General features: G+C 39.6%; 24 protein-coding genes. 20 read left to right on the top strand and 4 right to left on the bottom strand.

Annotated features, from left to right (window positions below):
- Positions 1-168: 168 nt before the first annotated feature.
- Both LDL79_RS07030 and LDL79_RS07025 read left to right on the top strand, forming a co-directional pair.
- A complete protein-coding gene (locus LDL79_RS07030) occupies positions 169-1,521 on the top strand; it encodes an exopolysaccharide biosynthesis polyprenyl glycosylphosphotransferase (RefSeq protein ID WP_225599700.1) in 1,353 nt (450 codons plus the stop codon).
- Positions 1,499-2,269: a glycosyltransferase family 2 protein gene (locus tag LDL79_RS07025; RefSeq protein WP_225599699.1), complete on the top strand. Its 771-nt coding sequence runs from the start codon at positions 1,499-1,501 to the stop codon at positions 2,267-2,269. Before LDL79_RS07030 ends, LDL79_RS07025 begins: the two co-directional genes overlap by 23 nt.
- Here the strand turns inward: LDL79_RS07025 and LDL79_RS07020 are convergent.
- A complete protein-coding gene (locus tag LDL79_RS07020) occupies positions 2,266-3,564 on the bottom strand; it encodes a phenylacetate--CoA ligase family protein (protein WP_225599698.1) in 1,299 nt (432 codons plus the stop codon). The genes LDL79_RS07025 and LDL79_RS07020 overlap by 4 nt on opposite strands.
- A gap of 70 nt (positions 3,565-3,634) precedes the next feature.
- Between LDL79_RS07020 and purD the strand changes: the two genes are divergently transcribed.
- A complete protein-coding gene (purD, locus tag LDL79_RS07015; protein ID WP_225599697.1) occupies positions 3,635-4,906 on the top strand; it encodes a phosphoribosylamine--glycine ligase in 1,272 nt (423 codons plus the stop codon).
- 64 nt (positions 4,907-4,970) lie between these two features.
- On the opposite strand, the gene LDL79_RS07010 is transcribed toward purD, so the two are convergent.
- On the bottom strand, positions 4,971-5,186 hold the full coding sequence (locus LDL79_RS07010; RefSeq protein ID WP_009781986.1) for a DUF6341 family protein: 216 nt from the start codon (positions 5,184-5,186) through the stop codon (positions 4,971-4,973).
- Between the two features lie 81 nt (positions 5,187-5,267).
- Between LDL79_RS07010 and LDL79_RS07005 the strand changes: the two genes are divergently transcribed.
- From LDL79_RS07005 to LDL79_RS06980, 6 genes are all read left to right on the top strand, one after another.
- Positions 5,268-6,200 carry a DUF6427 family protein gene (locus LDL79_RS07005; protein ID WP_225599696.1) on the top strand — a complete coding sequence of 311 codons (933 nt, stop codon included), beginning with the start codon at positions 5,268-5,270 and terminating at the stop codon, positions 6,198-6,200.
- Positions 6,152-6,832 carry a hypothetical protein gene (locus LDL79_RS07000; protein WP_225599695.1) on the top strand — a complete coding sequence of 227 codons (681 nt, stop codon included), beginning with the start codon at positions 6,152-6,154 and terminating at the stop codon, positions 6,830-6,832. Before LDL79_RS07005 ends, LDL79_RS07000 begins: the two co-directional genes overlap by 49 nt.
- A complete protein-coding gene (locus tag LDL79_RS06995) occupies positions 6,829-7,833 on the top strand; it encodes a DNA adenine methylase (RefSeq protein ID WP_225599694.1) in 1,005 nt (334 codons plus the stop codon). The genes LDL79_RS07000 and LDL79_RS06995 overlap by 4 nt, the downstream gene beginning before the upstream one ends.
- Positions 7,830-8,444: a DUF4254 domain-containing protein gene (locus LDL79_RS06990; RefSeq protein WP_225599693.1), complete on the top strand. Its 615-nt coding sequence runs from the start codon at positions 7,830-7,832 to the stop codon at positions 8,442-8,444. Before LDL79_RS06995 ends, LDL79_RS06990 begins: the two co-directional genes overlap by 4 nt.
- A gap of 3 nt (positions 8,445-8,447) precedes the next feature.
- Positions 8,448-9,488, top strand: a complete 1,041-nt coding sequence (locus LDL79_RS06985) for a glycosyltransferase family 9 protein (RefSeq protein ID WP_225599692.1) — start codon at positions 8,448-8,450, stop codon at positions 9,486-9,488.
- Between the two features lie 66 nt (positions 9,489-9,554).
- On the top strand, positions 9,555-10,499 hold the full coding sequence (locus LDL79_RS06980; protein WP_225599691.1) for an NAD(P)H-dependent flavin oxidoreductase: 945 nt from the start codon (positions 9,555-9,557) through the stop codon (positions 10,497-10,499).
- 72 nt (positions 10,500-10,571) lie between these two features.
- Here the strand turns inward: LDL79_RS06980 and LDL79_RS06975 are convergent, their stop codons facing one another.
- Positions 10,572-11,624: a ferredoxin--NADP reductase gene (locus LDL79_RS06975; protein WP_225599690.1), complete on the bottom strand. Its 1,053-nt coding sequence runs from the start codon at positions 11,622-11,624 to the stop codon at positions 10,572-10,574.
- Positions 11,625-11,728: 104 nt separating this feature from the next.
- Here LDL79_RS06975 and LDL79_RS06970 point away from each other — a divergent pair, with 104 nt between their 5' ends.
- Together LDL79_RS06970 and LDL79_RS06965 are read left to right on the top strand one after the other, a co-directional pair.
- Positions 11,729-13,198, top strand: a complete 1,470-nt coding sequence (locus LDL79_RS06970; RefSeq protein WP_225599689.1) for a DUF5687 family protein — start codon at positions 11,729-11,731, stop codon at positions 13,196-13,198.
- A gap of 61 nt (positions 13,199-13,259) precedes the next feature.
- The gene (locus LDL79_RS06965; RefSeq protein ID WP_225599688.1) at positions 13,260-13,973 is read left to right on the top strand and encodes an ABC transporter ATP-binding protein; all 714 of its coding nucleotides are present in this window, start codon (positions 13,260-13,262) and stop codon (positions 13,971-13,973) included.
- Between the two features lie 4 nt (positions 13,974-13,977).
- Here the strand turns inward: LDL79_RS06965 and LDL79_RS06960 are convergent, their stop codons facing one another.
- Positions 13,978-15,171 (bottom strand): hypothetical protein, encoded by a 1,194-nt coding sequence (locus LDL79_RS06960; protein WP_225599687.1) that lies wholly within the window; start codon positions 15,169-15,171, stop codon positions 13,978-13,980.
- Between the two features lie 129 nt (positions 15,172-15,300).
- On the opposite strand from LDL79_RS06960, the gene porW reads away from it, so the two are divergent.
- From porW to atpA, 9 genes are all read left to right on the top strand, one after another.
- The gene (porW, locus tag LDL79_RS06955; RefSeq protein ID WP_225599686.1) at positions 15,301-17,862 is read left to right on the top strand and encodes a type IX secretion system periplasmic lipoprotein PorW/SprE; all 2,562 of its coding nucleotides are present in this window, start codon (positions 15,301-15,303) and stop codon (positions 17,860-17,862) included.
- Positions 17,862-18,266, top strand: a complete 405-nt coding sequence (locus LDL79_RS06950) for a bactofilin family protein (protein WP_225599685.1) — start codon at positions 17,862-17,864, stop codon at positions 18,264-18,266. The genes porW and LDL79_RS06950 overlap by 1 nt, the downstream gene beginning before the upstream one ends.
- Positions 18,235-18,450, top strand: a complete 216-nt coding sequence (locus LDL79_RS06945) for an AtpZ/AtpI family protein (RefSeq protein WP_225599684.1) — start codon at positions 18,235-18,237, stop codon at positions 18,448-18,450. Before LDL79_RS06950 ends, LDL79_RS06945 begins: the two co-directional genes overlap by 32 nt.
- Positions 18,447-18,845, top strand: a complete 399-nt coding sequence (locus LDL79_RS06940; RefSeq protein WP_225599683.1) for a DUF6168 family protein — start codon at positions 18,447-18,449, stop codon at positions 18,843-18,845. The genes LDL79_RS06945 and LDL79_RS06940 overlap by 4 nt, the downstream gene beginning before the upstream one ends.
- Positions 18,846-18,935: 90 nt before the next feature.
- Entirely contained in the window at positions 18,936-20,123 is a 1,188-nt protein-coding gene (gene atpB / locus LDL79_RS06935; protein ID WP_225599682.1) for a F0F1 ATP synthase subunit A, read from the top strand.
- A 17-nt stretch (positions 20,124-20,140) separates the two neighbouring features.
- Positions 20,141-20,329 carry an ATP synthase F0 subunit C gene (gene atpE, locus LDL79_RS06930; RefSeq protein ID WP_004569351.1) on the top strand — a complete coding sequence of 63 codons (189 nt, stop codon included), beginning with the start codon at positions 20,141-20,143 and terminating at the stop codon, positions 20,327-20,329.
- A gap of 76 nt (positions 20,330-20,405) precedes the next feature.
- Positions 20,406-20,906, top strand: coding sequence for a F0F1 ATP synthase subunit B (locus LDL79_RS06925; RefSeq protein ID WP_009781967.1), 501 nt, complete (start codon positions 20,406-20,408; stop codon positions 20,904-20,906).
- Positions 20,907-20,921: 15 nt separating this feature from the next.
- Positions 20,922-21,461, top strand: coding sequence for an ATP synthase F1 subunit delta (atpH, locus tag LDL79_RS06920; protein WP_009781966.1), 540 nt, complete (start codon positions 20,922-20,924; stop codon positions 21,459-21,461).
- Between the two features lie 50 nt (positions 21,462-21,511).
- Positions 21,512-23,092, top strand: coding sequence for a F0F1 ATP synthase subunit alpha (gene atpA / locus LDL79_RS06915; RefSeq protein WP_072980859.1), 1,581 nt, complete (start codon positions 21,512-21,514; stop codon positions 23,090-23,092).
- Positions 23,093-23,113 lie beyond the last annotated feature (21 nt).

The raw sequence follows: 23,113 nt of genomic DNA, 5'->3' as shown, positions 1-23,113 counted from the left end.
AAGGATGGCAAGATAGCATCATAAATTCAATTAAACCATCATCTAAAGCCATTACTTAGAGATGCGCTTTATAAAAATTTTAAGAATACTCCTCAAGTAGCACTCAACTTGTTTGCTAAATTTGTCCAGTTGACTCTGCCCCAAGTCATCTCAACTAACCGAATTTGTATGAACGAAAATGGTACGAAACATAGTTTTGTCCTTCAACCCCTAGTTGGTTTTTGTGATCTTCTAATTTTGATGCTGTGTGCGCTTTTGTTTGAATTTTCAAAAGCAGAATACACGTATTTTATTCCTTTTTTAATTTTCAGTTGGTTGATTACTTCCGTGGGAATTGGTTTCTACAAAGTATATAGGTTTACGCCATTGGTAAATATTTTAGGCTTAGTGCTCAAGCAGGCGTTTCTTCTTTTAGTTTGTTGTTTTTCTTTTTTTGGAATCTTTAACGAAATCGATGTAGTTGTTTCTGCTGTTCTAGAATATGTGTGTCTCAGCATAGGTTTTATAGCGCTTTTAAAGCTTGTGGTTTTTAATCTGCGAAAAAAGTTTAGAAAGCAACTGGGACGAGATACCATTAGAGTAATTATCGTGGGCCGAAACGCTAAAACCGAGCAACTCAAAAATTTCTTCAATTATAATCCGGCGTATGGCTTTCAGTTTATAGCAAATTTTGATCTTCGCCTTGATACCATCGAGCTGGAAGAGGTGACGCGCTTTGCTGTTGATCAAGGAATTCATCAAATCTATTGCTCGGTCGCCGAATTGAAAAACAAGGAAATTCAAGAACTGATTCAATTTGCTGATAATAATCTCATCGCATTAAAATTCTTACCGGACAATAAAGACATTTTTACCAAGAAAATGGACTTTCAATACTACGGTATTACGCCTATTTTGGCGTTGCGCACGCTTCCTATTGACACCCCTATTAACTTGTTTTTAAAGCGCTTATTAGACATCGTATTTTCACTAGTGGTGATCTTGGGGATTTTATCGTGGTTGACGCCTATTTTGGCGCTTATAATTCCATTAACCTCAAAAGGTCCCTTGTTTTTTAAACAGAAGCGTAACGGTATAGATGGCAAAGAGTTTTATTGCTACAAATTCAGGTCCATGACCATCAATAAAGATGCAAACGACAAACAAGCGAGTAAAAATGATATGCGTACCACTGAATTGGGTAAATTTTTAAGAAGAACGAGTATAGACGAGTTACCGCAATTTTATAATGTTTTGCTCGGGGATATGTCTGTTGTTGGTCCGCGGCCGCATATGGTGAGCCATACCCATTCGTTTAAACAGCAAATAGATAAATTTATGGTACGACATCTGGTAAAACCGGGAATTACCGGTCTCGCTCAAGTGAGCGGGTATCGTGGCGGAATTGAAACCGAACATGATATCAAAAGTAGGGTGCGTTTTGATATCTTTTATGTTGAAAACTGGTCTATCCTGATGGATCTGCGTATTATAGCAAAAACATTTTTTCAAGTGATTTATGGCGATAAAAAAGCCTATTGATGCCCGGCCGTTAGTTTCTATTGTAACCCCCAGTTATAATTCTGAAAAGTATATTGCAGAAACCATCGCCTCTGTTCAACAACAAACCGTGACCGACTGGGAATTGCTCATTGTTGATGACGCTTCTTCAGATGCTACGGTTACAAAAATAAAACGCTTACAGGCTGAGGATTCGCGCATAAAATGTTTTTCCTTAAAAGAAAATAAAGGTCCCGCACACGCTCGTAATCTGGGTATTCAAAAGGCTAGAGGAAAATACCTGACCTTTCTAGATGCTGATGATCTCTGGTTCCCCGAATTTTTAGAGCGAAGTAGTACCGAAGCAAAAATGCATCCGTTTGTGTTTGCTTCTTATAAACGCCTAGATGAAAATTTAGAGCCTTATTTATCAGACTTTATCGTTCCTGAAAAGGTGAGTTATACTGATATTTTAAAAAGCAATTCCATTAGTTGCTTGACGGCTTTTCTCGATATCGAAGTTTTGGGCAAAAAGTATATGCCGCTCATCAAAAAACGTCAGGATATGGGATTGTGGCTGCAGTACTTAAAGAAAACCAACTATGCTTACGGCATTCAAGAGCCCTTGGCGATTTATCGCATTCGGCGGGATTCACTTTCGCGCAATAAAACGGGATTGATCAAACATCAGTGGAAATTTTATCGGGAGGTTGAGCAATTATCAGTGTTTGCGTCAGCTTACTACTTGACGTGCTGGGCGTATAAAGGCTTTGTGAAATACCGCAGTTAAAACGTTCTGGTAAACTGCTTTAATTTTCCGCGCTTGCTTCGGTCAAGAATGGGTTTTTTATGGAAAGAAAGCTGAATTTCTGTTCCTAAATAATTCAGCATAGCGCGTTTGATCTTTTCAATATCCTGATCAGAAAATTCAGCATCTGCAACATAATTGATACTGAAATGATTCGGCTCATTCTGAATGATCTTGAATTCTTTTACGCTCGCGGTATCGTTCATTATTTCTTTGGTCACATAATAAAACGCCAAAGCCGGAATTTTTTTTCCGTCAGGAAGCAGCGCAAAATCACCCACACGACCTTCTAATTGCGTGAGAACAGGCAAGCCGTTTTGATAGGCTAAAATCCCAAGATCGCCAATTTCATACCTGATAAATGGATGCGCCTTATTGAACAACGAAGTAACCACAATTTTCCCCGAAGTGCCCGGAGCGACTGGTTTGTTGGCCTCATCAAGAATCTCGACATAGAGTAAACTCGAGTCAATATGAAGGATGCCTCCGGCGTTTCCAAAAGCAATGATTCCGGTTTCTGAAGCGCCATATTCATTGATGACCGGCACGCCAAACTGTTGCTGAAGCAATTCAAGATCTTCTTTAAACAGCATTTCGGCAGTAACAATGCAATGCGTAAGATTCGGGCAGAGGTCTTTTAAAACGAGCTTTTTTCCGGCGAGATACCGTGCAAAAAGCACCATGGCGCTGGTATATCCATTTAAATGGCCAAATGGTTCTTTTTTAAATCTTGAGATGAAGCTTTCAAAATTGGCTTCCGAAGTGTCAAAAATTGAAAATCGATAGCGATTGCTTAATCTGTCTTTCAAACGCTCTTTCAATCGGGCAGCGCCGTGATTGGGAATTCCATAAAATCGCGCTTCGTACGAATTTTGTAAATCGATTCCCGAAGTTGAATAAAGCTGAGTTATAGAAGCCCAGGTTAACGCGTGACAAAACTTATCTTTTGCAAAAATAAAAGGCGTCCCCGAAGATCCCGAAGTTCTATGAACGTGCATATTTTTAGCTGAAAAGCCCTTAGATAATCTACTTTTTAATGCTTGTTGTAAATCTTGTTTCCTTAAAACCGGTAAATCTTCCCAAGTTTGGTATTGACCACCTGTCATGTTTTTGTAAAAAGGCGTGTTGTGTAGATGATGCTTTAAAATTTCGGTCTTTTTTGTTTCAGTATAAGCGGCATAATTATGTTCAACCTGCTGTTTGAGTTCCTGAAGTTGCTTTTGCGCAGTAGCAATAGCATAACCATTAAGTTGCAGGCTGAGGTTGATTAAATTCACAAGACTAAAATTAGTAGGTCAATTTACAAACATTTATTTTTGACGCTTAAACAAATCTTAAGCTATTACGATGAATATCCTCATTCTGGGTTCTGGTGGCCGTGAGCACACTTTTGCCTATAAAATTGCACAAAGTTCAAAATGTGAGCGTCTTTTTGTAGCTCCCGGAAACGCCGGCACAGCAGGTATAGCAACCAATGTTGCCATTGGCATGACCGATTTTGAAGCGATCAAAAAACTGGTTCTGGATGAGCAAATCACAATGGTGGTTGTAGGTCCTGAAGATCCATTGGTTCAAGGGGTTTACGATTTCTTTCAAAATGATAAGGAATTAAGCGAAATAGCAGTTATTGGTCCGTCAAAACGAGGGGCTTTACTTGAAGGAAGCAAAGAGCGCGCTAAAGAATTTATGGCGATGTATGATATCCCAACTGCTGCTTACGAAAGCTTTAAAGCCGAAAGTTTGGAGGCGGGAAAGGCATTTTTAGAAAAACTCAATGCACCATACGTTCTTAAAGCTGATGGTCTTGCAGCCGGAAAAGGCGTGGTGATTTTGAATGATCTCGAGGAAGCAAAGGCGGAATTGACCGATATGTTGACCAATCAAAAATTTGGCGCAGCTAGTGAAACCGTTGTGATTGAAGAGTTTCTTGACGGAATCGAACTCAGCGTTTTTGTGTTGACTGATGGAAAAAACTATATCACCTTACCAACAGCAAAAGATTATAAGCGTATTGGCGAAGGCGATAAAGGCTTAAATACCGGCGGAATGGGAGCGATTTCTCCCGTGCCTTTTGCCGATGATGCCTTTATGGAAAAAATAGAAAACCGAATCATTAAGCCAACGGTAGACGGATTAAAAGCCGAAGAGATCGATTATAAAGGCTTTATTTTTATTGGTTTGATCAAAGTGGGTGACGAGCCTAAAGTGATCGAATACAACGTACGTATGGGCGATCCTGAGACCGAAGTGGTGCTGCCACGTATCAAGAATGATCTTGTTGAGGTTTTTGAAAAAGTAGCAGCGCAAAAGCTTGATGAAGTTACCTTAGATCTTGACACGCGTGCTGCAACTACAGTAATGCTCGTGAGTGGTGGCTATCCTGAAGCTTACGAAAAAGGAAAAGTGATCACTGGGACTGAAGAAGTTGAAGAAGCTTTGGTATTTCACGCCGGAACGACTTTAAAAGATGGAGAAGTGGTTACTGCCGGAGGCCGTGTGATGGCAGTTACTTCGCTAGATGCCGACTTTAGGGCAGCACTTAAAAATTCCTATAAAAATATTGAGAAGATCAAGTTTGATAAAATGAATTATCGCACAGATATAGGCTTTGATCTTTAAAAATCACGCATAAAAAAAGCCTGCTGAACAGCAGGCTTTTTTTTATATCTAAAACGGTTGGCGATTAACCGTGAATGTTGTGATGCTCGTCTTTGTCAAACTTATTAAGTTGTACACACCAGTAAGTAAACGCTACTGATACGATGATAATAAAAACAAAGTTAAGAAGGTTTGCGGCAACCCAGCTGCTGTCTTGCAATTCACGAATTGCATCTAACGGTGCAAAAGCAACGTTGACAAAAAAATCTTGAATACCGTAAAATAAATCTTTCAATTCCATAATTGTATACTTTTACAACGTGATTACCACGGTCACACCCTTAATTTTGACGTGTGCTGTGCAAAAATAGAAAAAACTAAAATGCTAACAAGCTTTTTCGGCGGTTCAAAACCAATAAATTTTGCGATGATTGTATTGGCAGTCATCGTTTACTTCACAGGATTCTATCTGGTATCAGATGTTTATGAGTTTACTTCATTAGAGGCCCTAGGTCAGTTTTTTGTGCTTCTAGCTTATTTGTTCTCTTTGGGAGTGCTCAATTTTGTGGTTAAACGCAATACACTTTCTAAGCGAACGACCTATATTTTGTACTTCTTTGTGTGTTTCACGTTTGCCGTTCCGGTTTCTTTTTTCAACTACGATATCGTATTTTCAGGGCTTTTTGTTTTGCTGGCTTTGCGGCGCATCATCAGTATGAAAACAGAAAAAGATTTTAAAAAGAAAGTCTTCGACGCGGCTTTTTGGATCACCATTGCTTCTTTGTTTTTCTTTTGGAGCATCTTATTTCTGGTTGTACTCTATTTTTCAATTTTATTTTACGGCCGAAGCGAATACCGAAATTGGCTAATGCCCCTTGGCGGAATCTTTGTCGTACTGCTGCTCACGTTCACCTTCAGTCTGTATTATAAAGGAGCAAAGGAGTTTGCTTTAAGTTATTTTGAGTTGCCTACGCTAGATTTTAGAGCGTATAGTTCTCTAAAACTGTTATTGCCCACATCATTCTTTCTGGCACTTTATATTTGGTGCGGTTCGCGGTACATTAAACAAGTTTCTGATGCTCCTCAAAAGTTAAAAGCCTCGTTTATTCTGATTATAATTAGTTCGCTTGTAGCGCTGTTTATAGCAATTTTTGTAGCTCCTTTACGCGATGGAAGTGAGCTGTATTTTCTTTTTGGGCCGCTTGCGATCATCACGGCCACCTACATAGAAACCAGCAAGAGTTTTTGGTTCAAAGAGATGATGATGTGGCTCGCACTTCTTATTCCAATTCTTCTAATATTTTGGCGCGTGTAGTTTTAGAACATATAGAAAACGAACTCAAAAAGCGCTGGCCATACAGAGATGTTTGGTTTAGAAGGCAAAATAACATCTGGGATAATCAGAGCAATTTTATTTACAACATTCAGGATTTTGAGGAGCTCATAGAACGCATAAAAAGTCAGCTACAGCTTAATCAATTTGACAAAAAAGAATTTTTCTACTACAGTTTAAATCGGTGGTATAATTACTGGAGCGCACGAGCGGTAGAGCAGCTTTTTATCGATCAACCTAATGTAAATGCGGTTTTAAATGAAAAAGATCGTCTTAAAGACTTCAGTATCCAAGAAATTAGTTTTGACTTAAAAACCACCAAATTTCCTAAAGGTTTTCAGAAGGATTTTGCATATGCACAAAAGCATCCTGAAATGCTTATAAAATGGCTCTATAAAAACCAAAGCACAGGCCGCCGTTTCCATTTGGAAAACAGACTGTTTCTGGTGGTGTTTGCCGCCAACGGCGAGCACTATAAATTGAAAGCTGAAATTTCTTGGCTTCGGGCTTTAATTGAAAATTATGTGAGTACTTTTGAGCCCGAAAAATTAATTAGCGTCACCACCGCAACGAATAAAACGGCCCTTTCAGATATCATCTGGGCGACACGATGAATTATATTGGTTCAAAACATAAACTTTCAGAATGGCTGCTGGAGAACATCAAAGCCGTGTGCGGCGATGATCTTTCTCAGTTGGTTTTTTGTGATCTTTTTGCCGGAACCGGGGCCGTTGGACGCACGTTTAAACCTTATGTAAAAGGCGTTATTGCAAATGATCTGGAGTTTTACAGCTACGTCTTAAACCGAAATTACATTGAGAACAATTCAGCAATTGACACTTCAGTTTTGATTGAAGAGCTTAATGCGATTCCGCCTAGAAGAGGCTTTATCTTTCATCAGTATAGTGAGACCGGTTCAGAAAACCGACTTTATTTTTCCGCAGAAAACGGGCAGAAAATTGATGCGATTCGGGCTAAAATCGAGGAGTGGTTGGAGCAATCCAGAATTGACGAAAACACTTATTTTTTCCTTTTAGCAAGTTTGTTAGAAAGTGCCGATAAGGTTGCAAATACTGCTTCGGTTTATGGCGCTTACCTTAAAAAGCTTAAAAAATCGGCACAAAAAACTTTAGAATTAATACCGGCTAATTTCGAGATCACTGCGGGAAGTCATTCGGTGTATAATACCAACAGCAACGCGTTAATCGATGATATTGAGGGAGATATCCTGTATCTCGACCCGCCGTATAATGCCAGGCAATACGGAGCCAACTATCATGTGCTCAATACTATCGCAAAAAAAGATACCTTTGTACCCAAAGGAAAAACCGGTTTACGGGCGTATACAAAAAGTGCTTTTTGCAGTAAGCTTGAAGTTGAAAAAAGCTTCGAAGAACTCATCGCAAAAGCACGCTTTAAAACCCTGTTTTTAAGTTATAATAACGAAGGTTTGATGCCTGCTGAAACAGTAAAAGAAATTATGCAGCGCTACGGAAAATATGATTTGGTCACCAAAGAATATCAACGTTTTAAGGCTGACAAAACCGAAAACAGAAATCATAAAGCAAACGCCACCACCGAATATTTACACATTTTAGAAAAACACCAGAAATGATTACTCATACCGCAAAACGTATATTTCAGAGCGCCGTTGACGATTACCACATCAAAGACCGCGTTGATCAGCCATTCAGTAACCCGTATGATACTGACGTTGACTTTTTAGAACACTTACTTTATCGTAAAGCGTGGATTGACACCGTGCAGTGGCACTATGAAGACATCATTCGTGATCCTCAAATTGATCCTGAAGCAGCGCTGAAATTGAAACGTCAGATCGATGCGTCGAACCAAGAGCGTACCGATATGGTCGAGTATATTGACAGCTATTTCTTGAATGAATACAAAGACATTGAGCCTAAAGAATCTGCTACGATCAATACCGAAAGTCCGGCGTGGGCTTTAGATCGTTTAGCCATCTTGACGCTTAAGATCTATCATATGGAAGAAGAAGCTACGCGCGAAGATGCTTCTCAAGAGCACAAATTGGCCTGCCAGCAAAAGCTAGATGTTTTGCTAGAGCAGCGCACCGATTTATGCACTGCAATAGACCAATTGATCAAGGATATTCGCAACGGTGATAAGTACATGAAAGTCTATAAGCAGATGAAAATGTACAATGACGATGAGCTCAATCCGGTACTACGCGGGCAAGCTAAAAAGTAGTTGATGCCTTCTCCAAAAGCAGCGCATATTTTATGTATTCGGTTTTCAGCGATGGGCGATGTGGCGATGACCGTACCCGTGCTAATCGCGTTAACGCGTGCTAATCCGGAGCTGGAAATCACGGTGGTTTCTAAACCTTTTTTTAAGCCTTTTTTCTCAGGAATTGAGCGCGTGCATTTTTTTGGTGCCGAAGTAAAAACCAAATACAAAGGCGGTACCGGTTTATACAAACTTTATAAAGCGCTCAAACCCGAACAATTTACTGCAATTGCAGATTTGCATAATGTGATTCGGTCTAAGGTATTGTTGTCTTTTTTTCGCTTACGCGGAAGTCAAACAGCACAAATAGATAAAGGTAGAGCCGAAAAAAAAGCGCTTACACGAGAAACCGATAAAGTTTTTAAACCGCTTAAAACCACACATCAGCGTTATGCTGATGTGTTTGGAGCTTTGGGCTTCCCGGTGCCATTAAAAGGAGATGAGTTGCTACCGAAGCGTAGACTTAACGATACAATACAAAAAGCCATAGGTCAAGAACCTTACAAATGGTTGGGTTTTGCACCTTTTGCAGCACACGAGGGTAAAAAGTATCCTTTAGATCTAGTAGATCAAGTCCTTTCTAAATTAAATGAAAAGCCGTTAAAAATCATTCTTTTTGGGGGAGGAAAGGAGGAAGAGCAGCTGCTGAATTCCTTTGCTGCCAAATATGAGAATTGCATAAATGTCGCGGGTAAATTCAGTTTTGAAGAAGAACTAGCGCTGATCTCCCATCTTGATGCCATGCTCGCGATGGATAGCGGCAACGGACATATGGCTGCGCTTTTTGGAGTTCCGGTGGTGACGCTTTGGGGCGTTACGCATCCGTATTTGGGCTTTGCGCCTTATGGGCAGTCGAAAGAAAACCAACTTACCGCAGATCGTAACCAGTTTCCTGCGATACCAACATCAGCATACGGAAACAAAGTTCCTGAAGGCTATGAACGCGCGATGCATAGCATTCAGCCGGAGACTGTGCTAAAGCGGCTTTCGGCAATTTTAGGTTAGTTTTCATTTCAAGCTTTTCGCGTTAGCGTACAATATTTAGGTATCTTTCTTCTCTAAATTACGCTTATGAAAACGCCGCTTACGCAACTGCTAAACATCAAACATCCAATCATTATGGCGCCTATGTTTTTGGTGTCTAACGTTGCTATGGTAAAAGCCGCAATGCAAGCCGGAATTGCGGGTTGTATTCCAGCGTTGAATTACCGCACCTTACCCGAATTACGAGAGGCCATAACCGAATTGAAAGCCGCTAAAACCGAAGGTGGAGCGTTTGGTTTCAATTTGATCGTTAATAAATCGAATCTTAAATTTCCCGAGCAACTCAAGGTCTGCTGCGAGCTAGGTTGTGATTTTATCATTACTTCTTTGGGTAATCCCAAACAAGTCATTGAAGAAGCTCATAAAAAGGGGATTCTGGTGTTTTGCGATATAGTGAATCTCGAACAGGCAAAGAAAGTTGAAAGCTTAGGCTGTGATGCGGTTATTGCCGTAAACAATGAGGCCGGCGGTCACCGTGGCAATATTGCTCCAAAACAATTAATAGAAGAACTAAACGAAGCTTTAAAGATTCCGGTAATTTCAGCGGGTGGCGTAGGAACTAAAACTCAACTTGAAGAAAAACTAAGCTTTGGGGCAGTTGGCGTAAGTGTTGGGAGTCCGTTTATTGCTTCAGAAGAAGCGGGGGTTTCTAAAGAGTATAAAGAGGCCTGTGTGAATTATGGAGCTGAAGATATTGTGCTTACTCAAAAAATCAGCGGAACGCCGTGTACGGTCATCAATACGCCGTATGTACAAGAAATAGGCACTGAGCAAACCTGGCTCGAAAAGATTCTCAATAAAAATAAATGGTTGAAGAAGTACGTAAAAATGCTCCGCTTCTTGAAAGGAACCAATATGGTTACCAAAGCCGCAACCGAAGCTACGTATAAAACCATTTGGGTCGCGGGGCCAACCATCGAGCACAGCAAAGCCATAGAACCGGTAGAAAAAATTATTAGGCGTTTCATTTAGAATCTATTCAAACTAAAAAATCCCCTGAACATTTCAAATGTTCAGGGGATTTTCGCTTAATAATGCAAGTTCTTATATATCGTCATAATCTACTACCAAAGTAGCTGAGGTTGCCAGCGCTTGGCAGGTTAGAATGAGTCCTTCTTCAACTTCATCGTCGGTCAGGATCTGATTTTTACGCATTACAGCTGTTCCTTCGGTTACGCGAGCAATACAGCTACTACAAATACCACCTTGGCACGAGTGTGGCGCGTCAATATCATTGTCTAATGCGGCATCAAGAATAATTTTATCCTGAGGAATCACCAACTCAAACTCTTCGTCATCGCAAACAATTTTTAGCGTTGTTTGTCCGTCTAAAGCTTCGGCGATCTCCTCGCCATCATCTGACGAAGTAAACAACTCAAACTTTACTTGTTCTTTAGCTACGCCGTTTTCTTCTAAAACGCCACGTACTCCATTGATCATCTCTTCTGGTCCACAAAGGAAATATTGATCAAAATCATGTGCTTTAAACTTATTCTTCAGCACAAAGTTTACCGCAGCTTTTTCAATTCGACCAAAATGGGCATCGGTTTCTTGTTTTCGGCTGTAGATGAATTCAATAAATAAACGGTCAGGGTATTTCAACTGAAGTTCTAAAAGCTCTTTGTGAAAAATTGTTTCTTCAACGGTTCTGTTTCCGTAAGCAAGTACAAAACGACTTTTAGGCTCTTCTTCAAGAACTGTTTTTACGATAGAAAGTACGGGTGTGATTCCGCTTCCTGCGGCAAAAGCCACATAATCTTTTTGATTTTCGCCGTTAGGCTCAACAATAAACTTTCCTTCCGGTGGATGCACTTCTAATGATTCTCCTACAGTCAATTTATTGTTTGCCAGCACAGAAAATGTACCTCCTTGAACTTCTTTCACCGCAACTTTTAAGTTTCCGCTTTTTGGTGTAGAACACAGCGAGTAGGCTCTGCGCACTTCTTTGCCGTCAATTTTGGTTTTTAAGGTGATGTATTGACCGGCTTTAAAAGTAAATGCCTCTTTTAAAGCATCAGGCACACCAAAAGTGATGCTTACAGCTTGCTGAGTTTCGCGGGTAATGTCTTGAATAGTAAGTGCGTGAAAATCGCTCATTGAATAAAATTTTGGCAAAAATACAAAGCGATGCGGTTTTGCAACGTAACATTTTTATAATTTTCATACCAATGAGGTGTGCCCACACAGAAAATCAATTCTTTATGATAAAATATTTCCTCACACTCGAGTGGAAGAGTTTTTTTAGATCTGCCGCTTTTCAGACCAATCTTATTCTAAAAATCTTTATGGCGCTGGGAGCGCTATATTTTATCGGACTTTTTACACTGGCGGGTGTTGGTGCTTATTTTGGTCTTGAAAAAGCCGGTCTAGAGCCACTAGAAACCGTAAATCGCTTTATGATTTATTATGTGGTACTTGATCTGGTGATTAAATATATGCTTCAAAAAATGCCGGTGGTTAATATTAAACCGCTGCTTTTGATGCCGTTTAAAAAATCGAAGATCGTCAACTTTGCATTGGGCAAAACGATGTTCTCATTTTTCAACATTGTGCACGCATTTTTCTTTATTCCGTTTAGCGTGGTGTTGTTGACGCAAGGATACGATCCGCTTCAGGTTATCACCTGGCATTTGGGAATGATGGCGATGATCTACATCAACAACTTTATCAATGTATTTTTAAACGACGCCATGCCGCTGGTAGTAGGTGTAGCTTCGGTGATTATTAGTTTAGGCGCGCTGCAGTATTACGGGATTTTTGATGTTACACCTTATACCGGCGTATATTTTCAAGGTTTATTTGAGCAATTGTGGATGTTCGCCATTCCGGTTGTAGTCGCGATAGCTTTATACAAAGTGGCGCACAGCTATTTCTTAAACCGACTGTACCTCGACGCCGGACTTTCAGCAAAAACTAAAGAAGCTTCTACCGAAAATCTAGATTGGTTAGATCGTTTTGGTAAAACGGCTATTTTCCTTAAAAACGATATTAAGCTGATCAAGCGTAACAAGCGTTCAAAAACCACGGTGATTATGAGCGTCCTGTTTTTATTCTATGGATTACTCTTTTTCTCCGGTGGAATTGACAGTTACGACAATCCGTTTATGAAAATCTTTGCCGGAATCTTTGTCACCGGTGGTTTCCTGTTCAGTTTTGGGCAGTTTGTACCCAGTTGGGACAGCTCGTACTATCCGCTGATGATGACGCAAAACATCAGTTATGAAGAATATCTACGGTCTAAATGGATGCTTGTCGTATTGGCTTCGGGGATCTCTACGATTCTAGGTTTGGGCTATTTATATTTTGGTTGGGAAGCGTATGCTGCTGTTTTTGTAGGCGGAATCTACAATATGGGAGTAAACGGGCACGTGGTGCTTTGGGGCGGTGCTTATATCAAAACACCTATTGATTTGACGAGCAATAAAAAAGCCTTTGGCGATAGTTCGTCTTTCAATGTTAAAACTTTATTGATCACAATGCCGAAGCTGTTATTGCCCATTGTACTGTATACCATAGGGCATTTTACACTCGGGCCCGTATTTGGCTATGCGCTAGTGGCCTTAGCCGGAATTGCCGGTTTTGCGTTTAGAGATTTTATGTTCAAAAAGATCATTGGCATCTACAAGACCGAAAAATATAAAACGATAACTGCTTACAAACAGAAAAATTAAAAGGCCCTCTCAATCCCTTCCAGCGGGAGGGAAACCTCACTAACCACTAAAAATTGATATTATGATACATATTCACGATTTATCAAAAACCTATAATGGCGTTACCGTTTTAAAAATAGACGAACTTCAAATTCCTAAAGGCGAATCTTTTGGTTTGGTAGGAAATAACGGCGCCGGAAAAACCACATTATTTAGTGCATTGCTCGATTTAATTCAGCCTACTACAGGATATATCCAAAATGGCGAAGTCAAAGTGCACGAGAGCGAAGCCTGGAAATCACATACGGCATCGTTTATAGACGAGAGCTTTTTAATTGGTTATCTCACGGCAGAAGAATATTTTTATTTTATAGGAGAATTACGCGGCCAGAACAAAGCCGATGTAGATAAGCTGCTTGCCGGATTTGAAGATTTCTTTAATGATGAGATTTTAAATAAACGCAAGTACCTGCGCGATCTTTCTAAAGGAAATATGAAAAAAGTGGGCATCGTTGCAACCTTGATCGGAAATCCTGAAGTGGTAATTCTTGACGAACCTTTTGCAAATTTGGATCCTACGACGCAGATACGATTAAAAGGCATCATCAAAAAATTGGCAGCAGAAACAGGGGTTACAGTTTTGGTCTCGAGTCACGACCTGATGCACGTTACCGAAGTTTGCGAGCGTATTGTAGTCCTAGAAAAGGGAAGCGTTGTAAAAGACATCAAAACTTCTGAAGCTACGCTCAAAGAGCTTGAGGCGTATTTTAGTAAGGAGGAGCCTTTGATAGAGTAGGAGTTTAATAAGTATTCAGTTGGATGTTAAATGAATTCATTTGATATTCAAGCTGTCTTTGATTATTGATTTGAGCTTTAATTTGTTCTAATAGGTTACCAGACCTATTGTTCAAACTAAGGATAGCGTTCTCCTGAGAATAGAATATAATATTCTCTTTTTCGATTGAGACACGGTCGATTTTTATTTCTGAGAAATACTTATTTTTTAGAATCGAAGAATTTAACTCTAACCATATTTCATCTTGATTTTCATTTTTAATAGACCTATGAATTGTATTGGTGGTCGCAGATTTTAAATTGAGCTCTTTGAGCAGCCTTTGTTCATCTAAGCGGGAATGAAAAAGCTCTGAAAGTAAAACCTTGGTTCCAGAATTAATATATACTAACCAACTGATTAAACCTTGAATTAGAAAGCTATCAGAACTATAAATATAGGATAGCTTGTCTGGAGGAAAGTCGCTGTAGGTGTAAATTAAACCATCAACCACATTAGTATTGGTAACTACTTCTTCTAAAGTACCAGTTTTTACAATAGCTTTTTCTTCCTTTTTAAATTGAATTAGTAAATCTTGATTTTGTCTGTTGATTTGTCTAATTAAATCAGGGGCTTGGCTTCCCACTCCAGAAGTCATAATTTTTTGCCATTGATTATTTGTAATTCCATCTGCACCTAAACGCTCTTCAAGCATTTTAGACTTTCTCACCTTTTTTATCAGGCTCGCTTTAGCAAAATAAGGGTTGTTAATATGTTCTCGATAACGTATTATTTCCTCACAATAAGTATTAGCAAGTTCAACTGATTTTAGGAGATTAATCAGGTTATAGCTTGTTGAACGAGCCTCAAGCTGAATAAGCTTATTTTCAATTTCTCTAAGGTTGAGTAGCGTTAATTGTCTGATTTGATTAAATGAGCTATTCTCTTTCAGGACCCTTGTTTGATCAGCTGCAGAAATTGATTGAAGAATAACTTCAGATACTTGATGAAAATCATTTAGCAGGATTTTTAATCTGCTAAGTTCAAAATTTGCTTCAAGCTCTTCATTTAATAGGTTTTCGGTGATATCAAAATAATTATGTTCGAGAGTGCTTATTAGATTAATTAAAGGATTTTTGCTATCACTTTGCCTATGAGCGGCAAATAATAAATTGCTGCCAACTAAAGAAATTAACGATATAAGTAGAATTATTTTTTTCATAGCACAGCCGTTATTCTAAAAATATGAAATGAGTGCTTCACATTCTAAGAAAAATTATTTTAACGTCTTTTTAACCCCTTCATACTAATTTTGCTACTTTGCAGTTATTGCTATATAATCTAAATCGATTTGCAAACTCAGGTACAAAAATTACTCGTTATTCTGGTGCTTTTGACTGTTCTTGTGGGCTGCTCCCGTAAGAAAGACAAGTTTTTATCGCGCAATTTTCACGCGATCACCGCAGAATACAATACCCTTTTTAATGGACGCCAGGCCTTTGAGCAAGGGCGTGATGCACTTATTGAGGGCTATCAAGATAATTTTTGGGCCATCTTACCCATCGAACGTTTAGATTCTCCAGATTTTGTGCCCTTACCGGGAGAAGCAATTGACCCCAGTTTTAAAATTGCCGAAGAAAAAGCCGTAAAAGCCATACAAAAACACAGTATGGAAATTAACGGGACTGAGCGCAATCCGCAGATTGATGAAGCATTTATGCTGCTCGGAAAAGCGCGGTATTATGATTTGCGTTTTTTACGTGCGCTAGAAGCCTTCAACTACATTTTATCCTATTATCCGGCAAGTGATAACATTGCCCAAGCCAAGATATGGAAGGCGAAAACTCAAATTCGTTTGGACAATACCAAGTTGGCGATCGCGAGTCTGCATAAACTTCTGGAGGAAGAAGACGCCCTTGACCGCCAAGATTTTGCTGATGCTTCTGCGATGCTGGCACAAGGATATATTTTTGAAAACCGTCTGGATAGCGCTTTGGTTTATATAGAAAAAGCAGCCTACCTCACCCGTAAAAACGAAGAAAAAGGCCGGTATTATTTTATCAAGGGTCAGCTTTATGACAACATCGGGCAGAATCAATTGGCCAATGCAAACTACGACAAGGTCATTGATCTCAACCGTCGTTCTCCCCGCCGCTATATGATCAATGCGTACATCAACAAGATTCGAAATTTTGATTATGAGACGGGAGATCAAGAACGCCTTTTTGAACTACTTACAGATTTAGAGGAAAATCGAGAAAACAGGCCGTATCTAGATATCATTCAATATCAGTTTGCAGAATTCTACCGCAATGTAGGTCGCGAAGATTCGGCGGTAGCCTACTATAATAAATCTATTGCCTCACAAGGCGAAGATAAATACCTGACTTCGCGTGATTATTTAAGTCTGGGGGATCTCAATTTCAACAATTCAGAATATTTGATCGCAGGTGCTTATTATGATAGTACGTTAGCTTTTATTCCGGAAAATACTCGAGAATACCGCAACATTAGTAAAAAGCGCGAGAATCTTAGCGATGTGATTTTATATGAAGGAATCGCCACGCGCAACGACAGTATTCTCAATTTGGTTTATATGAACGATACTGACCGGCAGGCATATTTTGAATCGTATATCACCGCGCTTAAAGAACAAAAAGCAAAAGACTCTATCGCTGAAGCAAACGCCGAAGCAGCTATTGCCAACAACGAATTTTTTGTCGCAAATAATCCAAACTCCGGACCCAATCCACCAGGTGGAAGCAGTGGGTTTTATTTCTACAATCCGGTGCAGGTGGCACAAGGCAAACTTGATTTTAAACAGCGTTGGGGCTCTCGTGAAAATGCAGATAACTGGCGCGTTTCAAGCAGTGTAGGCAGTGCACTCGCTTCTAATGAGATTGCAGGTGAGAAAGATCTCCTTGAAGAAGTGGATAACGGGATTTACAATGCAGACAATTACATCAATAAAATTCCTTCGGAACAACCTATCATCGATAGTATCAGTACAGCACGCAATTTTGCTTACTATCAGCTAGGCTTGATCTATAAAGAAAAACTAAAAGAACCGCAGTTGGCCATTCAGCGTTTAGAAGCATTGCTGGCAGCCAATCCCGAAGAACGTTTAGTGCTTCCGGCAAAATATAATTTGTATCAGCTTTATGAAGCGAGCGGCGATACCTTCAACAGCGATAAATATAAATTTGATATTCTTCAGAATTACGGGGACACCAGATATGCGAGTATCATCAACAATCCTGACAAGGCCTTAGAGCAAGATCAGAATAGTCCTGAAGTGCTTTATAACAACCTCTATCGGGATTTTGAGAATCAAGAATATGCTCGGGTTATTACGCAAGCCAATCGCTACATAGACGAGTATGCGGGAGATGCTTTTGTTCCGAAGTTTGAATTGCTAAAAGCAACCGCAATTGGCCGCTCAAAAGGTTATGATGCTTATGAGCAAGCCCTAAATTATGTGGCGCTGAATTATCCCAACCAAGAAGAAGGGAAGAAGGCTAAAGAGTTATTAGAAAAAGCTTTACCACAGCTCAAAAACAATACGTTTGTTGCCGATGCTGAGGCCAAAAAATACAATTTGCTGTATACATTTAAAACCAGCGAAAAGAATACGTTGTTACAGAAGCAAGATTCGATCAGCAACTATTTAAAGCAAAATAATTTTACGCAATTGAGCGCATCAAGAGACGTTTATGATGAGGCAACGCAGTTTTTGGCGCTTCACGGATTTAAATCAAAAGTCGAGGCTTTATATTTTGCTGAGCGACTGAAAGAGGCTAAGCTCGTTGCGATTGAAGAAGATCAAGAACCTGTTGTGGTAAGTTCTGCCAATTATAGAATTATACAACTGCATAAAAACTTGGAAGCATATAAAAATTTAGATTCACAATAATGAGAAAAGATAGATCTGTAAAAGCTCCTGAAACAGGAAATAAACAAAACAGAATAAGTGATGGAACTTCGATTACCGGAGAAATCAAGTCTGAAGGTGACTTTAGAATTGATGGAAAGTTAGAAGGAAAAATTGAAAGCACCGGCAAGGTGGTTATTGGTAAATCTGGAGTTTTAATCGGTACGCTCGAGTGTAAGGAAGCAGATATTGAAGGTAAAGTAGATGGCACAGTAGCTATTAATGGGTTATTAAACCTGAGAGCTTCGGCAGTCATTAAAGGAGAAGTCGCTACCGAAAAGCTTGCGATAGAACCCGGTGCCGACTTTAATGCGAGCTGTGTAATGGGAAGCGGTGTAAAAAACCTGTCTAAAGATGTCAGAAAAGAAACCGGAAAGTCCGCTTAAAAGTTGGGCAAAATTTTCTACCGTTGCCATCCAAATGGGGGTCACCATTTATTTGGGCAATCTTTTGGGCTCTTGGCTCGATGGAAAATTTAATACTGCATTTTTAGAACCTGCGGTTACATTACTCGCCGTATTTTTGTCGATGTACGTGATCATTAAAGCCGTCAAAGATCTAAATTCATGAATCTTACAAAACCTCTTCTTATCACAGCAGGAACGATCATCGGCCTGGCTGTAGTTTTTTACGGCCTGCATTTAGGTATACTAAATCTTCTTGATGTAGAACTTCCTTACAATCTGCTCAATTTTTATTTGTTTGGTGGAATCAGCAGCTTGATCATTTGTCTCACATTTATTACCCTTCCGGCACTGCTTCCGGAGCTTCACGATAAGGTGGGATATATGTTTTTGTTTACCGTTTTTGGCAAACTTTTTTTGTGGGCTTTAGTTTTTAAGAATTTGCTCTTTTCTGAAACTGTTTTCACGCGAATGGAGCGTCTTAGTATGTTGATACCCATATTTATATTCTTGATCTATGAAGTCTTGGTAATTGTTAAAATCTTAAAAAAAGAATCTTAAGTCTATTTCTTGATAAAAAAGGTGCAATTGTGAATAAATTGATTAGTTTTGCACCAAATTTTAGCAAGCCTGATTTTTTAAAAAATAATAATGAAGATAACTTCTTTACCCATTCATTTTCTAGCTGTTATCAGTTTTCTATTGTGCGGAACGCTGTTAAATGCGCAAGAGCATAGTGTCGCGGAAGCTAATGACGAAGGCCCTGTAAATACCCAGCAGGAAATCACAGATTACACCAATCATCACTTAAAAGATTCTCATGACTTTCACTTGTTCTCGTATCAAGGGAGTGATGGTGAGCGTCACAGTGTAGGTTTTTCATTACCTATAATTTTATGGGCGAGTAACGGTCCTGTAGCATTTATGTCTTCAGAATTTCATCACGATATTGACGGTGAAGTTGTTGTTGAAAAAGGAGGAAGCCGTTTTGTAAATCTTCACGATAAAATTTACGAACTAGAAGAAGGTGCAGAGGAGATCGTGATGGGAGAAGATCATCATCCGGTAAATGCACACAAGCCATTTGACTTATCAATCACCAAGAGTGTGTTTGGAATCTTACTCGTAGGATTACTGTTATTATTCTGGTTTGGTTCTTTAGGAAAGCAATACAAAAAGAAAAGTATCCCAACCGGTTTTGGCCGTGCATTAGAGCCGCTAGTGATCTATGTACGTGATGAGATCGCACGTCCGAACATCGGTGAGCACAAGTATCGTAAGTATATGAGTTTTTTGCTTACTGTATTTTTCTTCATCTGGGTTTCAAACCTTTTGGGTATGACACCTTTCGGTTTCAACATCACGGGGCAAATTGCAGTTACTGTTTGTCTTGCTTTATTCACATTCTTTATCGTTCAGTTTAGCGGTAATAAGGATTACTGGAAACACATTTTCTGGATGCCAGATGTACCGGTGATTATGAAAATTATATTAATACCTATCGAAGTTTTAGGTATGTTGACTAAGCCTTTTTCCCTTCTTATTCGTTTGTTTGCAAACATCACCGCAGGTCACGTTGTGGTAATGGGGTTAATCGCATTAATGATTACTTTAAAAGCCCAGTTTGGCGCCGTAGGTTCTACAGGATTATCTCTGGTTCTTACCTTGTTCATCTCGGTTATTGAAATATTAGTTGCATTCTTACAGGCATTTATCTTTACAATGCTCTCAGCGTTGTTTATTGGTATGGCGGTTGCAGAACACGACCATCACCACGAGCACGATGAAGAGGGACACGAAGTGGATGACGTAGAGGATGTAAGAGAAAGTTTTGTTTAATTTTTAAATCAATTGTTATGTACAATTTAATTGGAGCTGGATTAATCGTTATCGGTGGTGGTATCGGACTAGGTCAAATCGGTGGAAAAGCGATGGAAGGTATCGCACGTCAACCTGAAGCGGCTGGTAAGATTCAAACTGCGATGATTATTATTGGTGCACTTTTAGAAGGTCTTGCTTTCGGTGCGTTGATCTTAGGTAAATAATCAAGCTTAAACAACCAAGCAATTCCTGTAACGGTTGGTTACAGGAGTTGTTTTATTTAAAACATTAAATTCAAAGATGGATCAGTTATTAAATGATTTTTCGCCGGGCTTGTTTGTAATGCAAGCTGTTATATTAATTATCCTCATCTTATTGATGAAGAAATTTGCTTGGAAACCTATCTTAAGCTCTTTAGATGAGCGTGAGCAAGGAATTCAAGGTGCATTAGAAGCAGCAGAAAAAGCACGTTTGGAGATGAAAAATCTTCAGGCAGACAATGAAAAAGCATTGCAGGAAGCACGTGCAGAGCGTGATGCTATGCTGAAAGAAGCTCGTGAGATCAGAACAAAAATGATCGCAGAAGCTGAAGGTGATGCAAAAGCGCAAGCTGATAAAATCATCACTCAAGCACAAGAGGCTATCGCAGCAGAAAAGCGTGCGGCAGTGGCTGAGTTAAAAGGTCAAGTTGCAGAACTTTCTCTTGAAATTGCAGAGAAAGTGGTTAAGCAAGAACTTTCAGATAAAGAGAAACAGCAGCAGTATGTAGATAAAATGCTGCAAGACGCTACCCTTAACTAATAAAACAAGCAGTTCATGTCATCAAGAGCAGCAATACGTTACGCAAAGGCAATTTTAGATCAGGCCAAAGAAAAAGGTACTGAAGAAGTTGTTTTTGGTAATATGAAATCTATTGATGCTACACTAAACGCAAGCAAAGAATTGCGCAGTGTGCTTAAAAGTCCTGTTATAAAGCCCGAAGATAAAAGAGCTTCGTTAAAGGCTGTTTTTGCAGATTATGACCCAAGCACACTAAGCCTTATCGATCTTTTGGTTGATAAAAAGCGTAGCGCTCTTTTAGGTCAGGTAGCTCAAAGCTATGTGAGTTTATATAATGAGTCTAAAGGAATTGTTGTTGCTCAGGTAACAACAGCTGTGGAGTTAGACGCTAGTTTAGAAGCAAAAATTTTAGCTAAAGTAAAAGAGCTTACCAATAGCAGTGAGGTTACTTTAGAACAGCATATTGACCCAAGTTTAATAGGAGGGTTCATTCTTCGTGTAGGAGATGTACAGTACGACGCAAGTGTTGCAAATCAACTTGTGAGCGTACAAAAAGAATTTAGTAAACGTTTATAATTACAACTTAGCTTTGAGTTGTATCAAAGCTTACTTAGATATCAAACAAAATGGCAGAAGTAAAACCAGCTGAAGTTTCAACGATTTTAAAGAAACAACTTTCAGGCTTTGAAGCATCAGCTTCATTAGATGAGGTAGGAACAGTACTCACCGTGGGTGATGGTATTGCCCGTGTTTATGGTCTTTCTAACGCACAATACGGAGAGCTCGTTGAATTTGACGGAGGTCTTGAAGGTATTGTATTGAACTTAGAAGAAGATAACGTTGGGGTTGTACTTTTAGGTCCTTCTAAAGAAGTTAAAGAAGGTGCTACAGTAAAACGTACACAACGTATCGCTTCAATCAACGTAGGTGAAGGTATTGTAGGACGTGTTGTTAACACCCTAGGACAACCTATCGATGGTAAAGGAGCAATTGAAGGTGAAACTTATGAGATGCCACTTGAGCGTAAAGCGCCTGGTGTTATTTATCGTCAGCCGGTAAATGAGCCTTTACAAACAGGTATCAAATCTATCGATGCGATGATTCCTGTAGGTCGTGGTCAGCGTGAGCTTGTTATTGGTGACCGTCAGACAGGTAAGACTACTGTTTGTATTGATACCATTTTGAATCAAAAAGAATTTTATGATGCTGGAGAGCCTGTATACTGTATCTACGTTGCTGTAGGTCAAAAGGCTTCTACTGTAGCTGGTATCGCTAGTGTACTTGAAGAAAAAGGTGCAATGGCTTATACTACAATTGTAGCTGCAAATGCATCAGATCCTGCTCCTATGCAGGTATACGCTCCATTCGCAGGTGCTGCAATTGGAGAGTATTTCAGAGATACAGGTCGTCCTGCTTTAATCATTTATGATGATTTATCTAAGCAAGCGGTTGCCTATCGTGAGGTTTCACTTTTATTACGTCGTCCACCGGGTCGTGAGGCGTATCCTGGAGACGTTTTCTTCCTGCACTCTCGTTTATTAGAGCGTGCTGCAAAAGTGATTGCTGATGATGATATCGCAAAGAATATGAACGATCTTCCTGATAGCTTAAAGCCTATCGTTAAAGGTGGTGGTTCATTAACAGCGCTTCCAATTATCGAAACTCAAGCAGGGGACGTTTCAGCATATATCCCAACAAACGTAATCTCGATTACTGATGGTCAGATCTTCCTTGATGGTGACTTATTCAACTCAGGTGTACGTCCGGCGATTAACGTAGGTATTTCAGTATCACGTGTGGGTGGTTCTGCTCAGATCAAGTCGATGAAGAAAGTATCTGGTACGCTTAAGTTAGACCAGGCAGCTTTCCGTGAACTAGAAGCATTTGCTAAGTTTGGTTCAGACCTTGATGCAGCTACCTTGAGTGTAATTGAAAAAGGTAAGCGTAATGTTGAGATCTTAAAGCAAGCGGAAAACACACCGTATACTGTAGAAGATCAAATCGCGATTATCTACGCAGGTTCTAAAAACCTATTGCGCAATGTGCCTATCGATAAAGTAAAAGAGTTTGAAACAGACTATCTTGAACTTTTGAATGCTAAGCACAGAGCTACTTTAGATACGCTGAAAGCAGGTAAGCTTACAGATGAGGTGATCGATACCTTGACTACTGTAGCAAATGACCTTGCTGCTCGATATAAAAAATAATTTTCGCCTATTAAGAAACCA

The organism is Leeuwenhoekiella palythoae, assembly GCF_020310025.1.
Classification (GTDB): domain Bacteria; phylum Bacteroidota; class Bacteroidia; order Flavobacteriales; family Flavobacteriaceae; genus Leeuwenhoekiella; species Leeuwenhoekiella palythoae.
The sequence above is the reverse complement of the archived record's forward strand: the minus strand, read 5'-3'. Positions and strand labels throughout refer to the sequence as shown.